This window comes from Geobacillus zalihae (genome assembly GCF_030414215.1).
GTDB lineage: Bacteria > Bacillota > Bacilli > Bacillales > Anoxybacillaceae > Geobacillus > Geobacillus zalihae.
In genome coordinates this window covers 3,398,878-3,423,465 of sequence record NZ_CP129217.1, presented here as the reverse complement: position 1 = coordinate 3,423,465, position 24,588 = coordinate 3,398,878, and the positions used below count along the sequence as shown (strand labels likewise).

At 55.2% G+C, this 24,588-nt stretch carries 23 protein-coding genes; 22 read left to right on the top strand and 1 reads right to left on the bottom strand.

The window, feature by feature from the left end; translation table 11 throughout:
• Positions 1–82: 82 nt before the first annotated feature.
• From QWV57_RS17250 to pyrG, 6 genes are all read left to right on the top strand, one after another.
• Positions 83–1,228, top strand: a complete 1,146-nt coding sequence (locus tag QWV57_RS17250; protein ID WP_014196972.1) for an acyl-CoA dehydrogenase — start codon at positions 83–85, stop codon at positions 1,226–1,228.
• A gap of 427 nt (positions 1,229–1,655) precedes the next feature.
• Positions 1,656–2,798, top strand: a complete 1,143-nt coding sequence (locus QWV57_RS17245) for an acyl-CoA dehydrogenase (protein WP_060788151.1) — start codon at positions 1,656–1,658, stop codon at positions 2,796–2,798.
• A gap of 168 nt (positions 2,799–2,966) precedes the next feature.
• Positions 2,967–3,599 carry a TetR/AcrR family transcriptional regulator gene (locus QWV57_RS17240; protein WP_013146628.1) on the top strand — a complete coding sequence of 211 codons (633 nt, stop codon included), beginning with the start codon at positions 2,967–2,969 and terminating at the stop codon, positions 3,597–3,599.
• Positions 3,600–3,616: 17 nt separating this feature from the next.
• Positions 3,617–6,877, top strand: a complete 3,261-nt coding sequence (gene icmF / locus QWV57_RS17235) for a fused isobutyryl-CoA mutase/GTPase IcmF (RefSeq protein ID WP_301100156.1) — start codon at positions 3,617–3,619, stop codon at positions 6,875–6,877.
• Between the two features lie 388 nt (positions 6,878–7,265).
• Positions 7,266–7,823: a DNA-directed RNA polymerase subunit delta gene (gene rpoE / locus QWV57_RS17230; protein ID WP_011232857.1), complete on the top strand. Its 558-nt coding sequence runs from the start codon at positions 7,266–7,268 to the stop codon at positions 7,821–7,823.
• A gap of 160 nt (positions 7,824–7,983) precedes the next feature.
• The gene (pyrG, locus tag QWV57_RS17225) at positions 7,984–9,579 is read left to right on the top strand and encodes a CTP synthase (RefSeq protein WP_301100155.1); all 1,596 of its coding nucleotides are present in this window, start codon (positions 7,984–7,986) and stop codon (positions 9,577–9,579) included.
• 180 nt (positions 9,580–9,759) lie between these two features.
• On the opposite strand, the gene QWV57_RS17220 is transcribed toward pyrG, so the two are convergent.
• Positions 9,760–10,281 (bottom strand): DUF2529 domain-containing protein, encoded by a 522-nt coding sequence (locus QWV57_RS17220; RefSeq protein ID WP_025949631.1) that lies wholly within the window; start codon positions 10,279–10,281, stop codon positions 9,760–9,762.
• A 123-nt stretch (positions 10,282–10,404) separates the two neighbouring features.
• Between QWV57_RS17220 and QWV57_RS17215 the strand changes: the two genes are divergently transcribed.
• The 16 genes from QWV57_RS17215 to QWV57_RS17140 all read left to right on the top strand — a co-directional run bounded on the left by QWV57_RS17215 (position 10,405) and on the right by QWV57_RS17140 (position 24,587).
• Complete coding sequence (locus tag QWV57_RS17215; RefSeq protein ID WP_013146624.1) at positions 10,405–10,767, top strand: response regulator; 363 nt, start codon at positions 10,405–10,407, stop codon at positions 10,765–10,767.
• 208 nt (positions 10,768–10,975) lie between these two features.
• Positions 10,976–11,839 carry a class II fructose-bisphosphate aldolase gene (locus tag QWV57_RS17210; RefSeq protein WP_011232853.1) on the top strand — a complete coding sequence of 288 codons (864 nt, stop codon included), beginning with the start codon at positions 10,976–10,978 and terminating at the stop codon, positions 11,837–11,839.
• 75 nt (positions 11,840–11,914) lie between these two features.
• Positions 11,915–12,556: a fructose-6-phosphate aldolase gene (gene fsa, locus QWV57_RS17205; RefSeq protein ID WP_011232852.1), complete on the top strand. Its 642-nt coding sequence runs from the start codon at positions 11,915–11,917 to the stop codon at positions 12,554–12,556.
• 132 nt (positions 12,557–12,688) lie between these two features.
• A complete protein-coding gene (murA, locus tag QWV57_RS17200) occupies positions 12,689–13,975 on the top strand; it encodes a UDP-N-acetylglucosamine 1-carboxyvinyltransferase (RefSeq protein ID WP_011232851.1) in 1,287 nt (428 codons plus the stop codon).
• Positions 13,976–14,009: 34 nt separating this feature from the next.
• Positions 14,010–14,972: a class II fructose-bisphosphatase gene (gene glpX / locus QWV57_RS17195; RefSeq protein WP_011232850.1), complete on the top strand. Its 963-nt coding sequence runs from the start codon at positions 14,010–14,012 to the stop codon at positions 14,970–14,972.
• A gap of 252 nt (positions 14,973–15,224) precedes the next feature.
• The gene (rho, locus tag QWV57_RS17190) at positions 15,225–16,499 is read left to right on the top strand and encodes a transcription termination factor Rho (RefSeq protein WP_020754397.1); all 1,275 of its coding nucleotides are present in this window, start codon (positions 15,225–15,227) and stop codon (positions 16,497–16,499) included.
• A gap of 257 nt (positions 16,500–16,756) precedes the next feature.
• Positions 16,757–16,957 carry a 50S ribosomal protein L31 gene (gene rpmE, locus QWV57_RS17185; protein WP_011232848.1) on the top strand — a complete coding sequence of 67 codons (201 nt, stop codon included), beginning with the start codon at positions 16,757–16,759 and terminating at the stop codon, positions 16,955–16,957.
• Positions 16,958–17,358: 401 nt separating this feature from the next.
• A complete protein-coding gene (locus QWV57_RS17180) occupies positions 17,359–17,982 on the top strand; it encodes a thymidine kinase (protein ID WP_074042862.1) in 624 nt (207 codons plus the stop codon).
• Positions 17,983–17,999: 17 nt separating this feature from the next.
• The gene (locus QWV57_RS17175; protein ID WP_014196961.1) at positions 18,000–18,182 is read left to right on the top strand and encodes a hypothetical protein; all 183 of its coding nucleotides are present in this window, start codon (positions 18,000–18,002) and stop codon (positions 18,180–18,182) included.
• A 135-nt stretch (positions 18,183–18,317) separates the two neighbouring features.
• A complete protein-coding gene (locus tag QWV57_RS17170; RefSeq protein ID WP_301100154.1) occupies positions 18,318–18,758 on the top strand; it encodes a hypothetical protein in 441 nt (146 codons plus the stop codon).
• A 95-nt stretch (positions 18,759–18,853) separates the two neighbouring features.
• The gene (prfA, locus tag QWV57_RS17165) at positions 18,854–19,930 is read left to right on the top strand and encodes a peptide chain release factor 1 (protein WP_301102143.1); all 1,077 of its coding nucleotides are present in this window, start codon (positions 18,854–18,856) and stop codon (positions 19,928–19,930) included.
• The gene (gene prmC / locus QWV57_RS17160; protein WP_033005969.1) at positions 19,920–20,801 is read left to right on the top strand and encodes a peptide chain release factor N(5)-glutamine methyltransferase; all 882 of its coding nucleotides are present in this window, start codon (positions 19,920–19,922) and stop codon (positions 20,799–20,801) included. The genes prfA and prmC overlap by 11 nt, the downstream gene beginning before the upstream one ends.
• 59 nt (positions 20,802–20,860) lie before the next feature.
• Positions 20,861–21,724, top strand: a complete 864-nt coding sequence (gene spoIIR / locus QWV57_RS17155; protein ID WP_015376069.1) for a stage II sporulation protein R — start codon at positions 20,861–20,863, stop codon at positions 21,722–21,724.
• Between the two features lie 130 nt (positions 21,725–21,854).
• A complete protein-coding gene (locus QWV57_RS17150; protein ID WP_013146615.1) occupies positions 21,855–22,922 on the top strand; it encodes an L-threonylcarbamoyladenylate synthase in 1,068 nt (355 codons plus the stop codon).
• A gap of 412 nt (positions 22,923–23,334) precedes the next feature.
• Positions 23,335–23,886, top strand: a complete 552-nt coding sequence (locus QWV57_RS17145; protein ID WP_011232841.1) for a manganese efflux pump MntP — start codon at positions 23,335–23,337, stop codon at positions 23,884–23,886.
• Between the two features lie 254 nt (positions 23,887–24,140).
• A complete protein-coding gene (locus QWV57_RS17140; protein WP_011232840.1) occupies positions 24,141–24,587 on the top strand; it encodes a low molecular weight protein arginine phosphatase in 447 nt (148 codons plus the stop codon).
• Position 24,588 lies beyond the last annotated feature (1 nt).

Genomic DNA, 24,588 nt, shown 5'->3' with positions numbered 1-24,588 from the left:
CAGCTGCCTGCTGGCTACCCCATGGAGCGGAGGAGCGCCTGAAAACACCATTGTGTCAGCGACATCGGAAGGAGGCCATTTCATGGAATTTCGCTTCACCGAAGAGCAGGAAATGATGCGGCAAATGGTGCGCGAGTTCGCCGCGGCGGAGATCGCCCCATTTGTCGAGCGCATGGAACAAGGGGAGTTTCCGCGCCCGATTTTAGCGAAAATGGCCGAACTCGGCCTAATGGGCATCACTGTCCCGGAGCAATATGGCGGCGCGGGTATGGACTTTGTGTCGTACATCATCGCCATTCATGAAATTTCGAAAGTGAGCCCGACCGTCGGTGTCATCTTATCCGTGCACACGTCGGTCGGCACGAATCCGATCTTGTATTTCGGCACCGAAGAGCAGAAACAAAAATACGTGACAAAGCTCGCCCGAGGTGAGTACTTGGGGGCGTTTTGCCTTACTGAACCGAGCGCCGGCTCGGATGCGAAAAGCTTGAAGACGAAAGCGGTGCGCCGTGGAGATCGTTATGTGCTAAACGGCTCAAAAATATTCATCACCAACGGCGGGGAGGCAGATACGTACATCGTCTTCGCCCGCACGAATCCGGAAGAAGCCGGAAGCCGCGGCATTTCCGCGTTCATTGTGGAAAAAGGGACGCCAGGGATGTCGATTGGTAAAGATGAGAAGAAGATGGGGCTGCACGGGTCGCGGACGGTGACCATTACGTTTGAAGACGCCGAAGTGCCGGCGGAAAACTTGCTCGGTCAGGAAGGGGAAGGATTTAAAATCGCGATGGCCAACCTTGACGTCGGTCGGATCGGCATCGCCGCCCAAGCGCTCGGCATCGCGGAGGCGGCAGTCGAACATGCCGTCGCCTACGCGAAAGAGCGGGTGCAGTTTGGCAAACCGATCATCGAGCAGCAAGGCGTCGCTTTCAAGCTTGCCGATATGGCGACGGCGGCGGAAGCGGCGAAATGGCTCGTCTATCGCGCCGCTTGGCTGCGCGCGCAAGGGCTGCCGTGCGGAAAAGAGGCGTCGATGGCGAAGCTCTTCGCTTCACAAACAGCGATGGACAATGCCATCGAGGCGGTGCAAATTTTCGGCGGCAACGGCTACACGAAAGACTACCCGGTCGAGCGGCTGTTCCGTGACGCGAAAATTACGCAAATTTACGAAGGAACGAGCGAAATTCAGCGCATCGTCATCAGCAAACATTTGTGCCAGGCATGCTGATGAACCAATCCGAACCAGATGAGAAGGCTCTGTTCCTAGCTTTTCTGCCGTAGTCGGCAAGCCGTTCGCTTGCCGACTGGGCATGCGACAGCATGCCCTCCTCGAACAATGGACGTTTTGCGGGCAAATGGCATTTGCCCTCTGGCGTTCTTGTTCGAGGAAAGAGGCAGAAAAGCTTGTGTTCAGCCAGCTCATGATTGGCAACCGAATGAAATGGTGGAATGAGCCGCAAACCGTCGGGTCTTCGGAAGGCTGAACAACGCCGCTTTCAGGGATCGAGGCATAAACATGGGGCTCTGTCTTTTGCGGCGTTTTGTGGTGCAACGGGAACTCACCAACAAGTTTATGTCTGTATCTGGAAGATGGTGATCACGCTGGCACGGGGGACGAGGATTTCGGATATATAGGAAAACGGGGGAATGAAACGATGAACTTTCGATTGAGCGAAGAACATGAAATGCTGCGAAAAATGGTGCGCGAATTTGCCGAAAACGAAGTGGCGCCGACTGCCGCTGAGCGAGACGAAGAAGAGCGGTTTGACCGCGGCATTTTCAACAAAATGGCGGAACTCGGTTTAACAGGCATTCCGTGGCCGGAAGAATACGGCGGCATTGGCAGCGATTATTTGGCCTATGTCATTGCCGTTGAGGAGCTGTCGCGCGTCTGCGCCTCGACCGGGGTGACGCTTTCCGCGCATATATCGCTTGCCAGCTGGCCGATTTACAAGTTCGGCAACGAAGAACAAAAGCAGAAGTATTTGCGCGCCTTAGCGACTGGGGAAAAACTAGGGGCATATGCTCTGTCCGAGCCGGGGGCGGGGTCGGATGTCGCCTCGATGAAAACGCGTGCGGTAAAAGATGGGGACCACTACATTTTAAACGGCTCGAAAGTATGGATCACCAACGGCGGCGAAGCGGAAATTTACGTCGTATTTGCCGTCACCGATCCGGAAAAGCGGCATAAAGGGATCAGCGCCTTTATCGTAGAAAAAGGAACGCCGGGCTTTTCGTTCGGCAAAAAGGAAAAGAAACTCGGCATTCGTTCGTCGCCGACGACGGAGCTCATTTTTGAAGACTGCCGCATTCCGAAAGAAAACTTGCTCGGTCAAGAAGGAGAAGGGTTTAAAATCGCCATGATGACGCTCGATGGCGGCCGCAACGGCATCGCCGCCCAAGCGGTCGGCATTGCCCAGGGCGCGCTGGATGCGGCGGTGGACTATGCGAAACAGCGCGTCCAGTTCGGCAAACCGATCATCGAGCAGCAAGGGATCGCTTTCAAGCTCGCTGACATGGCGACGGCCATTGAAGCGGCGCGGCTCTTGACCTATCAAGCGGCATGGTTGGAGTCGAATGGCTTGCCGTACGGCAAAGCATCCGCCATGGCGAAACTGTTTGCCGGCGACACGGCGATGAAAGTGACGGTCGAGGCGGTGCAAATTTTCGGCGGCAACGGCTACACGAAGGACTACCCGGTCGAGCGGTTTATGCGCGACGCGAAGATTACGCAAATTTACGAAGGAACGCAAGAAATCCAACGCCTTGTCATTTCGCGCATGTTGACACGCAATTAAACATTGCGTGTCCACTCATTCGTGTTAGCGCGCGATTGAAACATTGTGCGTCATTTCAATGGTTTTGGATCTGAACGGCGGCTTGGCGCTTTGGGGAAGGGCGCACGGATCGGCATGGGGCGGGGCGGCGCCCCGCCGTCAAATGGGAATGGGGGAGAGATAACGAACATGAAAAAACGGGAAGTGATTGCATCGGTCAAAGACGAAAAGCTCGTGAAAAAACGGCGCAATGAGATGATCAAAGGCGCGATTTCCTTGTTTAAACAAAAAGGTTTCCACCAAACGACGACAAGGGAGATCGCCAAAGCGTCCGGCTTCAGCATCGGCACGTTGTACGAGTACATCCGCAAGAAAGAAGACGTCCTCTATCTCGTGTGCGACCGCATTTACGACGAAGTGCGGGAGCGGACGGAACAAGACCTCGGTGCCCACCATGGCACGATCGAAGGGCTGAGGCGCGCCATTGCCCACTATTTCCGCGTTGTTGATGAACTCGATGATGAAGTGCTTGTCATGTATCAAGAAGTGAAAGCGCTAAGCAAAGAATCGCTGCCGTATGTGTTGAATAAAGAACTCGATATGGCGGCGATTTTCGAACATATTTTGCGCGCATGCGTTGAGAACGGGGCGTTGCAGCTTTCTGAAAGCGAAATCCGCCTGTTTGCCCACAACATCGTCGTTCTTGGGCAAATGTGGGCGTTCCGCCGTTGGGTGCTGCGGAAAATGTATACACTCGATGAATATATCGAACTGCAAACCGAGTTTTTATTAAAGGGGATTATGGAGAAACAGCGAGTCTAAAAGGGGGAGAAGAAACGATGGCGCACATTTACCGTCCGAAGCATCACGTCCGCTTTGTGACTGCATCGAGCTTGTTTGACGGCCATGACGCCTCAATCAACATTATGCGCCGCATTTTGCAGGCGAGCGGCGCCGAGGTCATCCATTTAGGCCATAACCGCTCGGTGGAGGAAATCGTCAATGCCGCCATTCAGGAAGATGTGCAAGGCATTGCCGTCTCCTCGTATCAAGGCGGGCATATGGAATTTTTTAAATATATGTACGATCTTCTAAAAGAGCGGGGGGCGTCCCATATCCGCATTTACGGCGGCGGGGGCGGCGTCATCATCCCGCGGGAAATCAAAGAGCTGCACGAATATGGCATCGCCCGCATTTTCTCGCCGGAAGACGGCCGACGCCTCGGCTTGCAAGGGATGATCAACGTCATGCTTGAAGAGTGCGATTTTCCGACCGTGACGACGGTGACCGATGAACTGGAGCGGCTTCCGTCCGGCGATGTGCAGGCGATCGCCCGGCTCATCACGCTGTGCGAATACCGCGCTGAGGCGGACAACAAAGAGGCGGCCGCGGCGGCGGAAGCCGCCATTGAACAAGTGAAGGCGCTCGAGAAGCGCGTGCCGGTGCTCGGCATCACCGGCACAGGCGGGGCTGGGAAAAGCTCGCTCACCGATGAGCTCGTCCGCCGCTTTTTAAACGAAATTCCGGATATCAAAATCGCGATCTTGTCCGTCGACCCGACGAAGCAAAAAACGGGCGGGGCGCTGTTGGGCGACCGCATCCGGATGAATGCGATCAACTCGCCGCGCGTTTACATGAGAAGCTTGGCGACGCGCCATTCCCGCTCCGAGTTGTCGCCCGCGATTCGCGACGCCATTTCGGTTGTCAAGGCGGCCGGATTTGATCTTGTCATCATTGAAACGAGCGGAATCGGCCAAGGCGACGCCGCCATTACCGAAGTGTGCGACGTGTCGATGTACGTCATGACAAGCGAGTTCGGCGCGCCGACGCAGCTTGAGAAAATCGACATGATCGATTATGCCGATTTGATTGTCATTAATAAATTCGAGCGCAAAGGGTCAGAAGACGCAAAACGACAAGTGCAAAAACAATATCAGCGCAGCCATCAGCTGTTTGACCGCGATGTTTCGGAAATGCCGGTGTACGGCACGATCGCCAGCCAGTTTAACGACCCGGGCACGAATACGCTTTTTGTCGCGCTTGTGGATACGATCAATCAAAAAGCAGGAACGAATTGGAAAACAAGCTTGAAAACGGTCGCCAATGTCGAAAAGCATAATGTCATCATTCCGAACGAGCGCCGCTACTATTTGCGCGAAATCGCGGAAACGGTCCGTTCGTACCACCGCCGCGCCGAGCAGCAAGTCGGGGTGGCCCGACGCCTCTTCCAAATCGAAGGGGCCATCGAAGCGGCGAAGGAACGGGGCGAAGCTGAAGACGTGATCCGCGCGCTCGAGACGCTCAAAGCGGATTATGAGGCGAAATTGACGCCGGAATCGAAGCGCATTTTGGCGACATGGGAAGAAACGAAAGCGAAATATGCGGCAAAACAACTGGTCACGAAAGTGCGCGATAAAGAAATCGTGACCGAACTGACGACGAAAACGTTGTCCGGTTTGGACATTCCGAAAGTCGTCTTGCCGAAATTCAAAGACTACGGAGAGATTTTGCGCTGGGTGTATAAAGAAAACGTCCCTGGCTCGTTCCCGTATACGGCCGGCGTCTTCCCGTTCAAGCGCCAAGGCGAAGACCCGAAACGGCAGTTTGCCGGCGAAGGGACGCCGGAGCGCACGAACCGCCGCTTCCATTACTTGTGCAAAGAAGACAAGGCGAAGCGGCTCAGCACCGCGTTCGACTCCGTGACGCTCTATGGCGAAGACCCGGACTACCGGCCGGACATTTTCGGCAAAGTCGGGGAAAGCGGTGTCAGCGTCTGTACACTTGATGATATGAAAAAGCTGTACAAAGGGTTTGACTTGTGCGACCCGCTCACATCCGTGTCGATGACGATCAACGGTCCGGCTCCGATTTTGCTGGCGATGTTTATGAATACGGCGATTGACCAGCAAGTCGAGAAAAAGGAAGCCGAGCTTGGCCGCCCGCTCACGCCGGAAGAGTACGAACAAGTGAAGGAATGGACGCTGCAAACGGTGCGCGGCACGGTTCAAGCCGATATTTTGAAGGAAGACCAAGGGCAAAACACGTGCATTTTCTCGACCGATTTCGCCTTAAAAATGATGGGCGACATTCAAGAGTATTTCATCAAGCACCGCGTCCGCAACTACTACTCGGTGTCGATCTCCGGCTACCATATCGCCGAGGCGGGGGCGAACCCGATCACGCAGCTGGCGTTTACGCTTGCGAACGGCTTTACGTATGTCGAGTATTACTTGAGCCGCGGCATGCACATTGACGATTTTGCGCCGAACTTGTCGTTTTTCTTCAGCAACGGCCTCGATCCGGAGTATTCGGTCATCGGCCGCGTCGCCCGCCGCATTTGGGCGATCGTCATGCGCGAAAAATACGGCGCCAACGAACGGAGCCAGAAACTGAAATACCATATCCAAACGTCCGGCCGTTCATTGCACGCGCAGGAGATCGATTTCAACGACATCCGCACGACGCTGCAGGCGCTTCTGGCGATTTATGACAACTGCAACTCGCTGCATACGAATGCCTATGACGAAGCGATCACGACACCGACCGAAGAGTCGGTCCGTCGGGCGATGGCGATCCAACTCATTATCACGAAAGAGTTTGGCCTGACCAAAAACGAAAACCCGCTCCAAGGGTCGTTCATCATTGAAGAGCTGACCGATTTGGTTGAAGAAGCGGTGTTGCAAGAGTTTGAACGGCTCAACGACCGCGGCGGCGTGCTCGGGGCGATGGAGATGCAATACCAGCGCGGCAAAATTCAAGACGAATCACTTTACTATGAAACGAAAAAACATACCGGCGAACTGCCGATCATCGGCGTCAACACGTTCTTGAACCCGAATCCGCCGTCAGAGGACGAACTGAACAACATCCAGCTCGCCCGGGCGACGTATGAAGAAAAAGAGACGCAAATCCGCAACTTGCGCGAATTCCAAGAGCGGAACAAAGACAAAGCCGGCCCGGCGCTCGAACGGCTGAAGCAAGTGGCGACAAGCGGCGGCAACATTTTCGAAGAATTGATGGAAACGGTGAAAGTCGCCAGCCTTGGACAAATCACCCGCGCCTTGTACGAAGTCGGCGGACAATACCGGCGGAATATGTAATTCGAGGGAGTTTCGTTGTTTTCTGCTTTCGATGGGCGCCCTTGATCACAATGGACAACGGCCCGTTGAACTTTAGCAGATCGGTAGAATGATGGGCAGCGGCTGTTGGCGTACTGGCCCGCCGGAGGCGAAACGAACGGAACGCGGATTGGGCCAAAAGATCAAGACGAATGGGCTTCGTAAGGAAAAAGTGGAGCGGTGTGAACAAAGGTGATTGTGACAACGGATATGTCGGAATCGGAAGGAGGGCCGCCCTCGCCGCAGGGCTGCCCTCCTTTGCTTTTTTCGGCAAATGGGTAGCATAAACCCCGACAATTTGTTTATAATGAATGGTATGTATTCCACTTGCATTCATTTGTTTCATTAATATAGAAGGGGAGTGCTGAACTTGAGCCTGCAGCAGCAATACTCGCCGGAGGAATTGCAGGAGATGTCGTTCGTCGAGCTGGCGAACCTCATTTTGCTTGACAAGCGGGAGGCGCTGCCGTTTGATCAACTCGTTCGTGAAGCAGCAGCGCTGGCCGGCATATCGGAAGAAGAGATGGAGGCGCGGCTGGCCCAATATTACACCGATTTAAACATCGACGGCCGGTTTATTTGCGTTGGGGAAAACGTCTGGGGATTGCGCGCATGGTATCCGTTTGACCAGACAGAAGACGAAACGGTGACGATCGTCAAGCCGAAGAAGAAGAAAAAAGCGCTTGACGATGAATACGATGAATACGATGAGTTGCTTGAAGATGAAGATCTCGATTACGACGATTTGGATGAATATGATGGGGAAGAGCTCGAGCTTGATGAAGACGAGCTCTTGGAAGATGAAGAATTCGATCTGGACGAAGACGTCGCGTTTGACGATGACATTCTCGGCGATGAAGAGTTTGAGCTGGACGATGCGCCGCTTGATGAAGAGCTTGATCTCGAAGAGCCGGACGAAGACGAATAACCGCTTGACTTTGCCAGGGGAACCCGGTACAATGTGTGTTGGGCTCTTGAAAACGAACAAATCGATCGCTCCCTTACGTACGGTAAGCGGAGCGTTTTTTATTTGCGCCTTTCGCAAACACTGAAACTGTTACCGCAATTTCGGCAAGGGGGAAGACAAAATGACGAAATACATTTTTGTGACGGGCGGCGTTGTTTCCTCACTCGGGAAAGGGATTACGGCGGCTTCGCTTGGACGTTTGTTGAAAAACCGCGGGTTGAACGTGACGATCCAAAAGTTTGACCCGTACATTAACGTCGACCCAGGGACGATGAGCCCGTATCAGCACGGCGAGGTGTTCGTCACGGACGACGGTGCAGAGACGGATTTGGATTTAGGGCATTATGAACGGTTCATCGATATTAATTTAAACAAATACAGCAACGTGACGACAGGAAAAATTTATTCCGCCGTCATCCGCAAAGAGCGCCGCGGCGATTACCTAGGCGGCACGGTGCAAGTCATTCCGCACATTACCAACGAAATTAAAGAGCGCGTCTTCCGGGCCGGAAGAGAGACGAACGCCGATGTCGTCATTACGGAGATCGGCGGCACGGTCGGCGATATTGAATCGCTTCCGTTTTTAGAAGCGATCCGCCAAATCAAAAGCGATGTTGGACGCGAAAACGTCATGTACATCCACTGCACGCTCGTACCGTACATCAAGGCGGCTGGGGAAATGAAAACGAAGCCGACGCAGCACAGCGTGAAAGAATTGCGCAGCCTCGGCATTCAGCCAAACGTCATCGTCGTGCGCACGGAAATGCCGATGCCGCAGGAAATGAAAGAGAAAATCGCCCTCTTTTGCGACATCGATCCGAAAGCGGTCATCGAGGCGCGCGATGCCGACACGCTGTATGCGGTCCCGCTTATGCTTCAAGAACAAAAACTGGACCAAATCGTGTGCGAACATTTGCGCCTCAACTGCCGCGAAGCGGATATGACCGAATGGAAGGCGCTCGTCGAGAAAGTGCGCAACTTATCGAAAACGACGAAAATCGCTTTGGTTGGCAAATACGTCGAGCTTCCGGACGCCTATATTTCTGTTGTTGAGGCGCTCCGTCATGCGGGGTATGCGTTTGACACCGACATTGATATTCAGTGGATCAATGCGGAGCATGTGACTCGTGACAATGTAGCCGACCTGTTGAAAGATGCGGACGGCATTTTGGTTCCGGGCGGGTTCGGCGACCGCGGGGTCGAAGGGAAGATTGAGGCGATCCGCTACGCCCGCGAGCAGCGCGTGCCGTTTTTGGGCATTTGCTTAGGAATGCAGCTCGCCTCGATTGAATTTGCTCGCCATGTTGTCGGGTTGTCCGGCGCCCATTCGTCCGAGTTTGACCCGAACACGCCGCATCCGATCATCGACTTGCTTCCGGAGCAGAAGGATGTCGAAGATTTAGGCGGCACGCTCCGCCTCGGCTTGTATCCGTGCAAGCTGCAGGAAGGGACGCTCGCCTACGCTGCGTACGGCGATGAAGTCATTTACGAACGCCATCGCCATCGGTATGAATTCAACAATCAATACCGCCATCTATTAGAAGAGCATGGCTTCGTCTTCTCCGGCACGAGCCCGGATGGACGGCTTGTGGAAATCATCGAGCTGAAAGACCATCCGTGGTTCGTCGCCGCGCAATTCCATCCGGAATTCACCTCGCGCCCGACGCGGCCGCAGCCGCTGTTCCGCGAGTTTGTCAGAGCGTCGCTGAAAGAGTGACGAAAAAGGGGCTGTCCCAAAAAAGCCGTAGAACGGCCTTTTGGGTCCAGCCCCCTTTCTTTTTTGGATATTTTTCATCTTGTCAAGCACGATGCCCATTGATCAGGCGCCGTTTTTTGGGCGGTTTCTATACCTCTTTGCCTTCAGCCGGCGGGAGAGCGCTCGTTTTCATGGCGGCTGTTATTCATATTCCGCCAAAATTTCATCGAGCAAAACGCGCAGTCCGTAGTAGATGAATGAAGCGGTGATGATCGTCGGCATGCCGATGCGGCGGCCGTCTTCGGTCGGCACGAGCGGGCGGGAAAGTTTGCTGTCGATAAAGACGGTGGCCATATCGGCCAGTCCGGGTTCATCCTTGACGAGCGCCGCGACGGCCACTGCATCGACGCCGTGCGCCTGCAGCTGTTCGGCGAGGCGAATGGCCTCAGCATCATTGGAAAAGCGGGCAAATAGAAGCGCTCGGTCCGTTTCCTGCCAGTCATCGGTTGCTGTCGGCTCAAGCCGTTTGGCTTTCGGCAGCGGATCGGGGCCAAGAAGCGCGGCGGTGACGACCGCATCGAGTTCACCTATGCCATACAGCCAAATGCGTCCATCACCGATGGCGGCCTGAGCGAGCAGACGCGCACCGTCTTCGAGCGCCAGCTCTTCATCCGCGGCGATTTTTTGCAACAATCCGATCGTTTGCGTCGTTAAAATTTTCACGGTTCGGCCTCCCTTCGCCGCTATTATACAAAATCGGCAAACAACAAGAAAAGCAAGCAGGAAAAGGGTTTGCCAAATGCGAAACATTAATAGGGAGAAAACAGGGAATAGAGGTGCATAACTGTGGGAAACAAAATTTTGATTGTCGACGACCAGTATGGCATCCGCATTTTGCTCAACGAAGTGTTTCAGCGGGAGGGGTATGTAACGTATCAGGCCGCCAACGGCATGCAGGCGCTCGAAATCGCCCGCAAACATCACCCCGATCTTGTGCTTCTTGATATGAAAATTCCTGGCATGGACGGCATTGAAATTTTAAAACGGTTGAAAGAGATTGATCCGGATATTAAGGTGATCATCATGACCGCCTACGGGGAGCTCGATATGATTCAAGAAACGAAAGAGCTCGGGGCGCTGATGCATTTTGCCAAGCCGTTTGATATTGACGATTTGCGCGTTGCCGTCAAAAAATACATTACCGCCTAGACAGCGCCATCGACGAGCGGCTTTCCTTTGGCAAAGAAAGCGCATCGGTGGACATTGATGACGCTGTCGTCTTTAGGAGAATAAAGGGTGGAAATGTTGCCGTTTTGCCGGCAAGTTGGTATGCTTATAACGTAGATGGATTTTGCGCCTGTGGACCCAGTCACCGCCAGGGCGACAAAGACGACGATCAGCTAAGGAGGATGGAACCATGCCGTTAGTATCGATGAAAGAGATGCTCAACGAGGCGCTGCGCGGCAAATACGCGGTCGGTCAATTTAACATTAACAACTTGGAATGGACACAAGCCATTTTAGCGGCGGCCGAAGAGGAAAAATCGCCGGTCATTCTCGGCGTCTCCGAAGGGGCGGCCCGCTATATGAGCGGATTCAAAACGGTCGTCAATATGGTCAAAGGGTTAATGGAAGACATGAACATCACCGTTCCGGTCGCCATCCATCTCGACCATGGATCGAGCTTTGAAAAATGCAAAGCGGCGATTGACGCCGGGTTCACCTCGGTTATGATTGACGCCTCCCACCATCCATTTGAAGAAAACGTCCGCATCACCTCGCAAGTCGTTGAATATGCTCATGCGCGCGGCGTTTCGGTCGAAGCGGAGCTCGGCATCGTCGGCGGGCAGGAAGACGACGTCGTCGGAGAAGGGATCATTTACGCCGACCCGAAAGAGTGCGAAGAGCTTGTCAAACGGACAGGCGTCGACTGTCTCGCCCCGGCGCTCGGTTCTGTGCACGGCCCGTACAAAGGAGAGCCGAAGCTCGGATTTGCCGAAATGGAGCAAATCCGCGATTTAACCGGCGTTCCGCTTGTGCTCCACGGCGGCACCGGCATTCCGACCGAACAAATTCAACGCGCGATCTCCCTTGGCACATCGAAAATCAACGTCAATACCGAAAACCAAATGGCGTTTACCAAAGTCGTCCGCGAACTGCTCGCGAAAGACCCGAACGTCTATGATCCGCGCAAAATCATCGGCCCGGGCCGCGACGCCATCAAAGCGACGGTCATCGGCAAAATGCGCGAGTTTGGCTCGTCCGGAAAAGCGGCGCGATGAATCGGCTTCGCGGGCGGCGTTTGGCCGCCGCGCGGCTGCCTTTGCATGTGCAACGAATAACAAGGAGGGTTCAGCATGAAATTTTTTATCGACACTGCCAACTTGGAAGAAATCAAACACGCCCATGAACTCGGCATTTTGGCCGGCGTCACGACCAACCCAAGCCTCGTGGCGAAGGAGAACGTATCGTTCCATGATCGGTTGCGCGAAATTACATCGATCGTTTCTGGTTCGGTGAGCGCTGAAGTCATTTCGACCGACGCCGCTGGCATGATCGCGGAAGGCGAAGAGCTGGCGAAAATCGCCCCGAACATTACGATCAAAGTGCCGATGACGCCGGAAGGCTTAAAAGCAGTCAAGGCGTTCAGCGAAAAAGGGATTCAAACGAATGTGACGCTTGTGTTCACCGCCAACCAGGCGCTCTTGGCCGCACGCGCCGGCGCGACGTACGTCTCTCCGTTCCTCGGCCGCCTCGATGACATCGGCCATAACGGTTTAGAGCTCATTTCCACCATCGCTGAGATTTTCAACATTCATGGCATTGAAACGGAAATCATCGCCGCTTCGATCCGCCATCCGCACCATGTGACAGAAGCGGCGTTGCGCGGGGCGCATATTGCCACGGTTCCGTACAAGGTGCTTATGCAATTGTTCAACCATCCGCTGACTGATCAAGGAATTGAGAAGTTTCTCGCCGACTGGAATCGGCAAAAATGAAAGTAAGCCGTTTGCCTCTTGGGTGAAGCGGGCTCGCTCTGCCGCGTTCAGGCCGGACGTGATGAGCCCGCCCGGCTTTGCTTTTTCGTCCCAGGGGTGAAGCCAACTTCCGAGCAAAGAAGGGAGACGACGATGGATAAAATGAAAATTATCGGCGGAGATCGGCTGCGGGGAACGATCAAAGTGAGCGGTGCGAAAAACAGCGCGGTCGCTTTGATTCCTGCAGCGATTTTGGCCGATTCGCCGGTGACGATCGAGGGGTTGCCGGACATTTCCGACGTGCACATTTTAGGAAGCTTGATCGAAGAAATCGGCGGCTCGTTTTCGTTTGACGGCAAAGAGGCGGTCATCGACCCAACGAATATGGTGTCCATGCCGCTTCCAAATGGGAAGGTGAAAAAGCTGCGCGCCTCCTACTATTTGATGGGGGCGATGCTTGGCCGCTTCAAAAGAGCGGTTGTCGGCTTGCCGGGCGGATGTCATCTCGGTCCGCGCCCGATTGACCAGCATATCAAAGGGTTTGAGGCGCTAGGAGCCACCGTAACGAACGAGCAGGGCGCCATTTACTTGCGCGCGGAGGAACTGCGCGGAGCCCGCATTTTTTTGGACGTCGTCAGCGTCGGCGCGACGATCAACATCATGCTGGCGGCGGTGCGCGCCAAAGGGCGGACGATTATCGAAAATGCGGCGAAAGAGCCGGAAATCATCGATGTCGCGACATTGCTTTCGAATATGGGCGCGAAAATCAAAGGAGCCGGCACCGATGTGATCCGCATTGACGGCGTCGAAAAATTATCGGGCTGCCGCCATGCCATCATCCCGGATCGGATCGAAGCCGGGACGTACATGATCGCCGCCGCGGCCACCAATGGCGAAGTCGTCGTCGACAACGTCATCCCGCAGCACGTTGAATCGCTGACGGCCAAATTGCGCGAAATGGGGGTGCGCGTGGAGACGGGGGAAGATCAAATTCTCGTCTGCGGCACCGACGTTTTGAAAGCGGTTGACGTCAAGACGCTCGTCTATCCGGGCTTCCCAACTGATCTGCAGCAGCCGTTTACCGCGCTGCTGACAAAAGCCAACGGCACAAGCGTCGTCACCGACACGATTTACAGCGCCCGCTTCAAGCATGTCGATGAATTGCGGCGCATGAACGCCAATGTAAAAGTCGAAGGCCGCTCAGCCATCGTCACCGGCCCCGTCAAACTGCAAGGGGCGAAAGTGAAGGCGAGCGATTTGCGCGCCGGGGCGGCGCTTGTCATTGCCGGGCTGATGGCTGAAGGAGTGACGGAGATCACCGGCGTCGAGCATATCGACCGCGGCTACAGCAACCTCGTCGAAAAACTGTCTGACATCGGCGCCACCATTTGGCGCGAAAAAATGACCGATGAAGAAATCGAGCAAGTGAAAAACGCGTAACGTCCAGTCGACAAAGGGGAAGGGGAGAACGACGATGGAACGAAGCTTATCGATGGAACTCGTGCGCGTCACCGAAGCGGCGGCGCTTGCCGCCGCCCGCTGGATGGGGCGCGGGAAAAAGAATGAGGCTGATGACGCCGCGACGTCGGCGATGCGCGACGTGTTTGACACCGTGCCGATGAAAGGCACCGTCGTCATCGGCGAAGGGGAAATGGACGAAGCGCCGATGCTGTATATCGGGGAAAAGCTCGGCAACGGCTATGGCCCGCGCGTCGATGTCGCTGTCGACCCGCTTGAAGGGACGAACATCGTCGCTTCCGGGGGATGGAACGCCTTGGCTGTCGTCGCTGTCGCTGACCACGGCCATCTGCTTCACGCGCCGGACATGTACATGGAGAAAATCGCCGTCGGGCCGGAAGCGGTCGGGATGATTGACATTGAGGCGCCGATCATCGACAATTTAAAGGCGGTGGCGAAGGCGAAAAACAAAGATATTGAAGACGTCGTCGCGGTTGTTCTCAACCGTCCGCGCCATGAGCGTCTCATTCATGAGCTGCGTGAAGCCGGCGCCCGCATTAAGCTCATCAATGACGGCGATGTCGCCGCCGCCATTAACACGGCGTTTGACCATACCGGCGTTGACATTTTGTTCGGCTCGGGCGGCGCGCCGGAAGGAGTGCTCGCGGCGGTCGCGTTGAAATGCCTTGGCGGCGAACTGCAAGGGAAGCTGCTGCCGCAAAACGACGATGAAGTCGAGCGGTGCAAACAAATGGGCATTGACGTCAACAAAGTGCTGCGCATGGACGATTTGGTGAAAGGAGACGACGCGATTTTTGCCGCCACCGGCGTCACCGACGGCGAGCTGTTGCGCGGCGTGCGGCTGAAAGGGGCGTACGGCCTCACCCACTCCGTCGTCATGCGGGCCAAGTCCGGCACGGTCCGCTTCATCGAAGGGCGGCACAGTTTGAAGAAAAAACCGAACTTAGTCATCAAATGATATCCTACCATTCGGCCGGGCGCCGGAGCCGCGCCTGGCTCGGAAAAACAAAAAAATATTGATTAAAAAGAAGAAAAAAGGGTAAAATAGTCGTGTTGCTTATGCAAAAATAAGCTCTGCCATTCTACTTCTTTATTTCATTTCAGCCTTCATCATCTTCGAAATGAATCCCTTCGCCTGTCGAATTGATGACCAATACGTCCGAACACGAACGATGGGAGAATAGGAAAATTTGCAAAGTGTGGTGTCAAGATGGAATTAACGTTAGCAGCACTAGAAAACATGAAATTGAAGGAGCTGTATGAGCTCGCCAAGCAATACAAAATTTCATACTACAGCAAGTTGACGAAAAAGGAGCTTATTTTTGCGATTTTGAAAGCGCGTGCCGAACAAGACGGCCTCTTTTTCATGGAAGGCATCCTCGAAATCATTCCGTCGGAAGGATTCGGCTTTTTGCGCCCGATCAACTATTCCCCGAGCTCGGAAGACATTTACATTTCCGCTTCCCAAATCCGCCGTTTTGATTTGCGCAACGGGGATAAAGTATCCGGCAAAGTGCGGCCGCCGAAAGAAAATGAACGCTACTTCGGCTTGCTTCATGTCGAAGCGGTCAACGGCGAAGACCCGGAAGTCGCCAAGGAGCGCGTTCACTTTCCAGCGTTAACGCCGCTTTACCCGAATCGGCAAATGAAGCTGGAGACAACGCCGGACAAGCTGTCGACCCGCATCATCGACTTGATCGCTCCCGTCGGCTTTGGCCAGCGCGGGTTGATCGTCGCGCCGCCGAAAGCTGGCAAGACGATGCTGCTGAAGGAAATTGCCAACAGCATCACCACAAACCACCCGGATGTCGAGTTGATCGTCTTGCTCATTGACGAACGGCCGGAAGAAGTGACCGACATCGAGCGGTCGGTGCAAGGCGATGTCGTCAGCTCGACGTTTGATGAGGTGCCGGAAAACCATATTAAAGTGGCCGAGCTTGTCTTAGAACGGGCGATGCGATTAGTTGAGCATAAGCGTGACGTCGTCATTTTAATGGACAGCATCACCCGCCTCGCCCGGGCGTACAACTTGGTCATTCCGCCGAGCGGACGCACGCTCTCAGGCGGGATCGACCCAGCGGCGTTTCATCGCCCGAAGCGGTTTTTCGGCGCGGCGCGCAACATCGAAGAAGGCGGCAGCTTGACGATTTTGGCGACCGCCCTCATTGACACCGGGTCGCGCATGGATGACGTCATTTACGAGGAATTTAAAGGCACCGGCAACATGGAGCTCCATCTTGACCGCTCGCTCGCCGAGCGCCGCATTTTTCCAGCTATTGACATTCGCCGTTCGGGAACGCGCAAAGAGGAGCTGCTCATCCCAAAAGAACATTTGGAAAAGCTGTGGGCGATCCGCAAAACGATGGCCGATTCGCCCGACTTTATCGAGCGGTTTTTGAACAAATTGCGCCGGACGAAGTCAAACGAAGAGTTTTTCGCCTTGCTCGATCAGGAGTGGAAACAGGGCGGCCCGCTCCGTCTGTAGGCCGTTGGCGGAATTTGCCGCGAATCGCCCGTTGCAAACTGACAGAAAAGCTGTTATAATCTTAACATGTGTGTTTTGGCTATCGCCTTTTGGTTTGTGCGATCCGTGATTTGCACCGGCCGGGTTCGCTTCGGTGGAGTCCCGGCTGTTCCATGCGCTGCGCCTTGCCAAACGGGCGGGCGCGCATAAGCATGAAGCGTTCCATGCTACGAATCACTCTGTTTCGATAAGATACAGGGCGGAAGGAGATGAAAACGATGAAACAAGGCATCCATCCAGAGTACAAAAAAGTCATCGTCCGTTGCGCATGCGGCAACGAATTCGAAAGCGGTTCGGTCAAAGACGAGCTGCGCGTGGAGATTTGCTCGGAATGCCATCCGTTCTTCACGGGCAAACAAAAATTTGTTACGGCAGCGGGCCGCGTGGATAAATTCAATAAAAAATACGGCCTTAAGTAACAAGGACGTGACGAAAGCAGGCAAGCGAAACTTGCCTGCTTTTTCGTGAGAGCATATAGATGCAACGGAGAAGTTTACCATATCTTTGACGGAAAAGCGGTTTGCCCCTTTTCGACTGTCGGAGGAAAGCCACAGGCTTCTCCGTCACGACTTGGCGTGACGGAGGACCGAACAACCGCCTGCTTCACAGACCCATATATGGGTCTTTAAGCGGCGTTGTTCGGTCGCCCGACAGTCGATCAAATACTCGGTAAAAGTTGCAAATCGTAAAGCTTCAAATTGCATCTATACAGATGGAAGGCCGGTTGCTTACAAGGCTGATCCCGCTGATCGTCGCGATGGCAGACGGCAAGGAGCGGCCGATGGTTTGAGGACAGTGTTGTGTGAAAGGAGAGGCCCCAATGTACGTGATGACGCAGTCCGGCTGGCTTGAGGTCATTTGTGGATGCATGTTTTCCGGCAAATCAGAAGAATTGATTCGCCGCGTCCGCCGCGCTCAGTTTGCCAAGCAGGAAGTGAAAGTGTTCAAACCGACGATCGACAATCGTTATAGCGAAGACGCAGTCGTGTCGCACAACGGCAATTCGGTGATCGCCATTCCGGTCGCGACGCCGGCGGAAATGTTCCGCTACATTTCCGCCGCCACCGACGTCGTCGCCATCGATGAAGTACAGTTTTTTTCCGACGACATCATCGATGTGGTGCAAACGCTCGCTGATTGCGGCTACCGCGTCATCGCCGCGGGGCTCGACCAAGATTTTCGCGGTGAACCGTTTGGCCCCGTGCCGGCGCTGATGGCGATCGCGGAGTCGGTGACGAAGCTGCAGGCGGTTTGCACGGTATGCGGTTCCCCGGCCAGCCGGACGCAGCGGCTCATTAACGGTGCGCCCGCCTCTTATGACGATCCGGTGATTCTCGTCGGCGCCAGCGAGGCGTACGAGCCTCGCTGCCGCCATCACCATGAAGTGCCTGGCAAACCGAAAAAGCGATACAACCGCCCGCTTGCTGGACATACGGGTGAGTGATGGTGAGGCGGTCACTGATGTTGTTTGGCCGCTTTCATCGGCCAAGTGGCGAAGCGCAGCCATCGTTGATGGAAACGGTGCATATTCGTATGTTTCGCCGACCGAGAAGGGCGGAAGCGGCGCCATCATTCTCGCCCGTCTCGTGCGTCCATTCGCTATGGGAGGAAAAAGCGTTTGGCATGCGGCTCGTTCATCATTGATCGTTCGCTTGACTAGGCTGCCCCTTTTGTTCGTTCGCCGCAAAATAGACGAATGATGGCAGAAAGATTTATGGCTTGCCGTGTATCATTGACGGGCGATCATGGACATCCTAACAGCTAAGGAGGCGAAAAAGGATGAGACGCATCTGGCTGTTAGGAATGATCTTCCTGCTTTCGGCCTGTTCGCTCGCTCCGGATCATCCGTCCTACCGCCAGCAAAGCGAGGACAAAAACGGCGCGCGGCTGATGACGGACGGACGGCCGAAAATCGATGCCGACCGCGACTTGTACAACAACTTTGACGATCCGGAAAAAACGCGGCAAAATCCGAACTTCATCAGTTTGACCGAAGGAAGCGAAAATCAGCGCGCCGATACGCGCAAAGCAATGCAGCTGATCGAGCGGCACACCGACTATCGCCCCGTTTCCGTTTGGTTTCACGGCGGCAATATGTATGTGACCGTTGATGCACCGGAAGAGCTGTCTGACGAGGAGCGGCAGCGCGAGGCGCAACGCATTGACAAGTTGCTGACAAAAGCGATCCCCACATACGAGATCATCGTGCGCGTCAACTGAGAGCTCCCGCTTGCCAAAAGCGGGGGTTTTTGTTTGGCTTCATTTCATGCTATAATCTAAAAATAGACTGTGTGGGAAAAACAGAGGTGAATGATGTGTTTGATCGGTTGGAAGCTGTGGAGCAACGGTATGAAAAGCTCAATGAACTGTTGATGGACCCCGACGTCATCAACGATCCGAAAAAGCTGCGCGATTATTCGAAAGAGCAGGCGGATTTGGAAGAAACGGTGCAAACGTACCGCGAATACAAATCGGTTCGCGAGCAACTCGCGGAAGCGAAGGCGATGCTTGAGGAAAAGCTCGATCCGGAGCTGCGGGAGATGGTGAAAGAGGAAATCGGCGAACTGGAAGAACGGGAAGAGGCGCTCGTTGAAAAGCTGAAAGTGTTGCTTTTGCCGAAAGATCCGAACGATGAGAAAAACGTCATTATGGAAATCCGCGCGGCCGCCGGCGGCGAAGAGGCGGCGCTGTTTGCCGGCGACTTGTACCGGATGTATACGCGCTATGCGGAATCGCAAGGGTGGAAGACGGAAGTGATCGAAGCGAGCCCGACCGGCCTCGGCGGCTATAAAGAAATCATTTTTATGATCAACGGCAAAGGGGCGTATTCAAAGCTGAAGTTTGAAAACGGCGCGCACCGCGTCCAGCGCGTCCCAGAAACGGAGTCAGGCGGGCGCATCCATACGTCGACGGCGACGGTCGCCTGCCTGCCGGAGATGGAAGAAATCGAAGTCGAAATCAATGAAAAAGACATTCGCGTCGACACGTTCGCCTCAAGCGGACCGGGTGGGCAAAGCGTCAACACGACAATGTCGGCCGTGCGCCTCACCCATATTCCGACCGGCATTGTCGTCACGTGCCAAGACGAAAAATCGCAAATCAAAAACAAAGAAAAAGCGATGAAAGTATTGCGCGCCCGCATTTATGACAAGTACCAGCAAGAAGCGCGCGCCGAATATGACCAAACGCGCAAGCAGGCAGTCGGCACCGGCGACCGTTCCGAGCGCATCCGGACGTACAACTTCCCGCAAAACCGCGTCACGGACCACCGCATCGGATTGACGATCCAAAAGCTCGATCAAGTGCTCGATGGCCACCTCGACGAAATTATCGAGGCGCTCATTTTGGACGACCAAGCGAAAAAATTGGAGCAAGCGAACGATGCGTCGTAACGTCCACGAAGTCCTCGCCTGGGCTTCTTCTTTTTTGCGCGCCCACGGAAAAGAGGAGCGGGCGGCAGAGTGGCTATTGTGCCACCATTTAGGCGTGGACCGGGCCGGGCTGTTCGCCCGTTGGCGCGAGCCGGTCGACGAAGCGGTATATGAACGGTTTGCGGCCGATGTGCGCCGCCATGCGGTGGATCATGTGCCGATTCAATATTTGATCGGCTATGAATCGTTTTACGGCCGGCCGTTTCTTGTCAACCGCCATGTGTTGATCCCGCGCCCGGAAACGGAAGAACTGGTGCTTGGCGTCCTAAAACGGGTGCCGCGCCTATTTGCTGGTCGGAAGCGGATCGATGTCGTTGACGTCGGCACTGGCAGCGGGGCGATCGCCGTGACATTGGCGCTGGAGAACAAAGCGTTGTCGGTGACCGCAACCGATATTTCCGAAGCGGCGCTCGCGGTCGCCCGTGAAAACGCCCGGCGGCTCGGGGCGAATGTTTCATTTTTGTGCGGCGACTTGCTGCAGCCGATCATGGCCATGGGGTGGACGGTCGATGTCGTCGTTTCCAATCCACCGTACATTCCAGAGACGGACGCCGCTATGCTTTCCCCGGTCGTCAAAAACTATGAGCCGCACACGGCGCTCTTTGGCGGCCGCGATGGGCTCGATTTTTACCGCCGCTTCGCCCGCGAGTTGCCGCTTGTGCTCGGCGCGCCGGCGCTTGCCGCTTTTGAAGTCGGCGCCGGGCAAGGGGAAGCAGTGGCGGCGCTCTTGGCCGCAGCGTTTCCAGAAGCCGAAGTGGAAGTCGATTTTGACCTCAACGGCAAAGACCGGATGGTGTACATGACGCGGCCGAAAAACGGGAAAACGTGTTAGATTGATAGGTTTAAAAACGAGCGGCGCCGTCCACAATGAAAGGTGAAAGGACGGTGCCGATGATGACCATCAAAGGAAATGCCATTGCCATATGTTTATATATCATTCTATTAACGACAGGCGTACTCGTCGAGCTGTACGGCCACAAGACGGACGCCGGGGCGAACGCGGCGGTCGCCATCCCTGATGAGGCAATCCGCCTGCGCATTTTAGCCAACAGCGACGCCGATGAAGACCAACAATTGAAGCGAAAAGTGCGTGATGCGGTCAATGCGCAAATCAACGGCTGGGTGGCCGAACTCACTTCGTTTGAGGAAGCAAAGCGCGTCATCCGCTCTCACCTGCCGGACATCGAGCGGACGGTCGCCCGCGTGTTGCGCGATGAACAAAGCGATCAAACGTACAAAGTGGAGTTTGGCCCGGTTCATTTTCCGACGAAAGTGTACGGCAACTACGTATATCCGGCTGGCATCTATGATGCCGTGCTGATCACGCTTGGGGAAGGAAAAGGAGCAAACTGGTGGTGCGTTCTGTTCCCGCCGCTTTGTTTTCTCGATTTTTCCAACAGCGATGCCGTCATGATGGCGGCGAACCGATCGCCTGCCGGAACGAATGAACCGGTGTCGGCTGGGAGCGTCCGGTCAATGGAAGCCGGGTCGAAGCAGAACAGCGAGTCGGCCGAAGCGGAAGCTGAGGCGATGCGAAGCGGCGAGCAGGCCATCGAGCGGGACGAACCGAAAGAGGAGAGGGGTGCGATGGCGGAAACCGAAGATCGCGCCGCTTCGTCCATCCATGCGGATGGCGAGAAGGACAAAGGGCACACTGATGATCAAGAATCGTCCTTCGTCGTCATGGCCGAGCCGGAACAGCCGGTGGAAGTCAAATTTTTCTTCAAAGAGTGGCTCAGCCATCTCATTCCATAAGCATCTATCCACAAAGTTATCCACAAAAATAACAAGTTTATTCACAATTTGTGTATAACTGTGGAAAGGCATCGGGCGGCGATCTGACGCTTGTAAAAAAAAGCCGCCATTTTCAAGGCGAATCACGGCGATGGAGAAGGTGAAACGATTGAAAACGCGTGTTTGGGTTGTGGATAATATTGTTGATAAACAGCAAGTTTATCCACAAATACGAGAGGCGGTTGAATGGCTGCGGGCCGGGGAAGTTATCGCATTCCCGACGGAAACGGTGTACGGGTTGGGGGCTGATGCGGCCAATACAGCCGCGGTGGAAAAAATTTTCGCCGCCAAAGGGCGGCCGAGCGACAATCCGCTCATCGTTCATGTCGCCAGCATGGCCCAAGCGGAGGCGGTAGCCGCCTCGATCCCACCGATGGCGAAAACGTTGATGGAGCGGTTTTGGCCGGGGCCGCTCACGTTAGTATTGCCAAAACGGGCCAAAGCGGTGTCTGAACGGGTGACGGCCGGGCTGCCGACGGTGGCGGTGCGCATGCCGGATCACCCGCTGGCGCTGGCGTTGATCGAGGCGAGCGGCTTGGCGTTGGCCGCCCCGAGCGCGAATCGGTCAGGAAGGCCGAGTCCGACGACGGCGGCGCACGTGCTTGCCGATTTAGACGGGCGGATCGCCGGGGTGATCGACGGCGGGCCGACCGGCGTGGGCGTTGAATCGACGGTGCTCGATTGCAGTGGGGGCGTGCCGACGATTTTGCGCCCGGGAGGAGTGACGAAAGAGGCGCTTATTGAAGCGATCGGCCGCGTTGAAGAGGCCGCTGCTGTGGATGACGAGGCGGCGCCGAAAGCGCCGGGGATGAAATATACGCATTATGCGCCGAAAGCGCCGCTTTGGATCGTCGCCGGCCCGCCCGCGTTTTTGCAGCGGCTTGTCGATGAAAGCCGGGCGGAAGGGAAAACGGTCGGCGTGTTGACGACCGAGGAGAACCGGGATCAGTATGCGGCCGATGTCGTGCTGCCGTGCGGAACGCGCCAGGCGCTTGAGACGGTCGCGAGCCGGCTGTACGACACGCTGCGCCGATTTGATGAAACGAACGTCGATCTCATTTACAGCGAGGCGTTTCCGGAAGAAGGAATCGGCGCGGCGATCATGAACCGGCTCCGCAAAGCAGCCGGCGGACGCGCCATCAGCGAACAGCGGAAATGAAAGGACGGCCGTCTGTATAGATGCAGTGAACAAGTTTCACGTATCCTGGTCGAAAAAGCAGCTTGTCTATTTTTTGACGGTCGGAGGCAAGCCGCAGGCTTCTTCGTCGCGCCTTGGCGTGACGGAAGACCGAACGGAAACGCGCTTCACAGATCCATGTATGGGTTTGGAAGCGGCGTTGTTCGGTCGTGCGATAGTCGAGAAAACGGCTCTGCAAACGGTAAGGTTCAAATGGCAACTAGAGGATTTGGGGGATGCCGTTTCCAAGCGCGAAACCGGTCTGTTGTGGACCGGTTTTTTCTTTTCCGTCCGCCCGTCAATCAGGCGGCGCCCATTGGCTGCCCGCTCTGCTTCTAAACTGCCCTGGACGTGCATATGTTTAGCAATAAGGCCGGTCCGGGAGGGAAGAAACATGGGCGCATTCATCGGCGAAATCATCGCGCTGTCAATGATGGCGCTGGCGCTGGGCATGGACGCGTTTTCAGTCGCTTTAGGAATGGGGCTGTTGCGCCTCCGGCTGCGGCAAATGTTTTATATCGGGTTGACGATCGGCTTGTTTCATATTCTCATGCCGCTTGCTGGCATGGCGGTCGGCCGCCTGCTGTCGCGCGAGTTCGGAAGTGTCGCGACATACGCGGGCGGGGCGCTGCTGTTATGGCTTGGCGGGCAAATGATCATCGCCTCGTTCCGGAGGGACGATGGCTCACCGCTGTTTCCGCGTGGGGTGGGGTTGCTTTTTTTTGCGTTCAGCGTCAGCCTAGACAGCTTTTCCGTCGGGCTGAGCCTCGGCATTTTCGGAGCGCGGACGATGGTGACGATTTTGCTGTTTGGTCTGTTCAGCATGGTGCTGACATGGGTTGGGCTTTTTGTCGGCCGCCATTTTCAGCAATGGCTCGGTTCTTACAGCGAAGCGCTCGGCGGCAGCATTTTGCTGGCGTTCGGGCTCAAGCTGCTTTTTCTATAAACGGCGGCAGGCGGTTTTCCTTCAGTGGAAAAAAGCGGACTGCCTGCTTTTTTTGCGGCTCTTCACCAAAAGTTGTACTTGATTTTTTCTGAACATACCCTATTTACGCTTGTGAGGGAAAATCAGCACTTTTTGCCTATCCTTACGCAGGAAACCGCATTGCTTGTCAAGTACATGTTGTGGTGAAGAGCCTTTTTTTGCTCTTTTCCCTATGGTATATTGATGGTAAGTCATTGATGTGAAGAGGTGGTTGTATGCCATACCGCATTTTGTTCGTCTGCACGGGCAATACGTGCCGAAGCCCGATGGCCGCTGCATTGTTGGAGAATAAGCAGCTGCCAGGCGTCGAGGTGAAATCGGCCGGCGTGTTTGCGGCGGAAGGGAGCGAGGCGTCGGTTCACGCCAAGACGGTGTTGAAGGAAAAAGGAATCGAAGCGGCCCACCGCTCCTCGCAGCTGAAAAAAGAGCATATCGACTGGGCGACGCACGTGCTGGCGATGACATCCGGCCATAAAGAAATGATCGTCGAGCGTTTCCCAGAAGCGAAGGACAAAACGTTTACGTTGAAGCAGTTCGTCTCGGGAACAGACGGCGACATCGCCGATCCGTTCGGCGGGCCGATTGAAGTGTACCGGGCGGCGCGCGATGAGCTGGAGACGCTCATTGACCGCTTGGCGGAAAAGTTGCAAACAGAACAATGAG

Bases quoted from the DNA above. Each gene is read 5' to 3' on its own strand.
- QWV57_RS17210 (WP_011232853.1), top strand. From the start codon at position 10,976: ATGCCGTTAGTATCGATGAAAGAGATGCTCAACGAGGCGCTGCGCGGC.
- QWV57_RS17150 (WP_013146615.1), top strand. From the start codon at position 21,855: ATGGAGAAGGTGAAACGATTGAAAACGCGTGTTTGGGTTGTGGATAAT.
- icmF (WP_301100156.1), top strand. From the start codon at position 3,617: ATGGCGCACATTTACCGTCCGAAGCATCACGTCCGCTTTGTGACTGCA.
- QWV57_RS17140 (WP_011232840.1), top strand. From the start codon at position 24,141: ATGCCATACCGCATTTTGTTCGTCTGCACGGGCAATACGTGCCGAAGC.
- QWV57_RS17245 (WP_060788151.1), top strand. From the start codon at position 1,656: ATGAACTTTCGATTGAGCGAAGAACATGAAATGCTGCGAAAAATGGTG.
- QWV57_RS17240 (WP_013146628.1), top strand. From the start codon at position 2,967: ATGAAAAAACGGGAAGTGATTGCATCGGTCAAAGACGAAAAGCTCGTG.
- QWV57_RS17170 (WP_301100154.1), top strand. From the start codon at position 18,318: ATGAGACGCATCTGGCTGTTAGGAATGATCTTCCTGCTTTCGGCCTGT.
- prmC (WP_033005969.1), top strand. From the start codon at position 19,920: ATGCGTCGTAACGTCCACGAAGTCCTCGCCTGGGCTTCTTCTTTTTTG.
- rho (WP_020754397.1), top strand. From the start codon at position 15,225: ATGGAATTAACGTTAGCAGCACTAGAAAACATGAAATTGAAGGAGCTG.
- glpX (WP_011232850.1), top strand. From the start codon at position 14,010: ATGGAACGAAGCTTATCGATGGAACTCGTGCGCGTCACCGAAGCGGCG.
- QWV57_RS17145 (WP_011232841.1), top strand. From the start codon at position 23,335: ATGGGCGCATTCATCGGCGAAATCATCGCGCTGTCAATGATGGCGCTG.
- spoIIR (WP_015376069.1), top strand. From the start codon at position 20,861: ATGATGACCATCAAAGGAAATGCCATTGCCATATGTTTATATATCATT.
- murA (WP_011232851.1), top strand. From the start codon at position 12,689: ATGGATAAAATGAAAATTATCGGCGGAGATCGGCTGCGGGGAACGATC.
- pyrG (WP_301100155.1), top strand. From the start codon at position 7,984: ATGACGAAATACATTTTTGTGACGGGCGGCGTTGTTTCCTCACTCGGG.
- QWV57_RS17250 (WP_014196972.1), top strand. From the start codon at position 83: ATGGAATTTCGCTTCACCGAAGAGCAGGAAATGATGCGGCAAATGGTG.
- QWV57_RS17180 (WP_074042862.1), top strand. From the start codon at position 17,359: ATGTACGTGATGACGCAGTCCGGCTGGCTTGAGGTCATTTGTGGATGC.
- rpmE (WP_011232848.1), top strand. From the start codon at position 16,757: ATGAAACAAGGCATCCATCCAGAGTACAAAAAAGTCATCGTCCGTTGC.
- QWV57_RS17175 (WP_014196961.1), top strand. From the start codon at position 18,000: ATGTTGTTTGGCCGCTTTCATCGGCCAAGTGGCGAAGCGCAGCCATCG.
- fsa (WP_011232852.1), top strand. From the start codon at position 11,915: ATGAAATTTTTTATCGACACTGCCAACTTGGAAGAAATCAAACACGCC.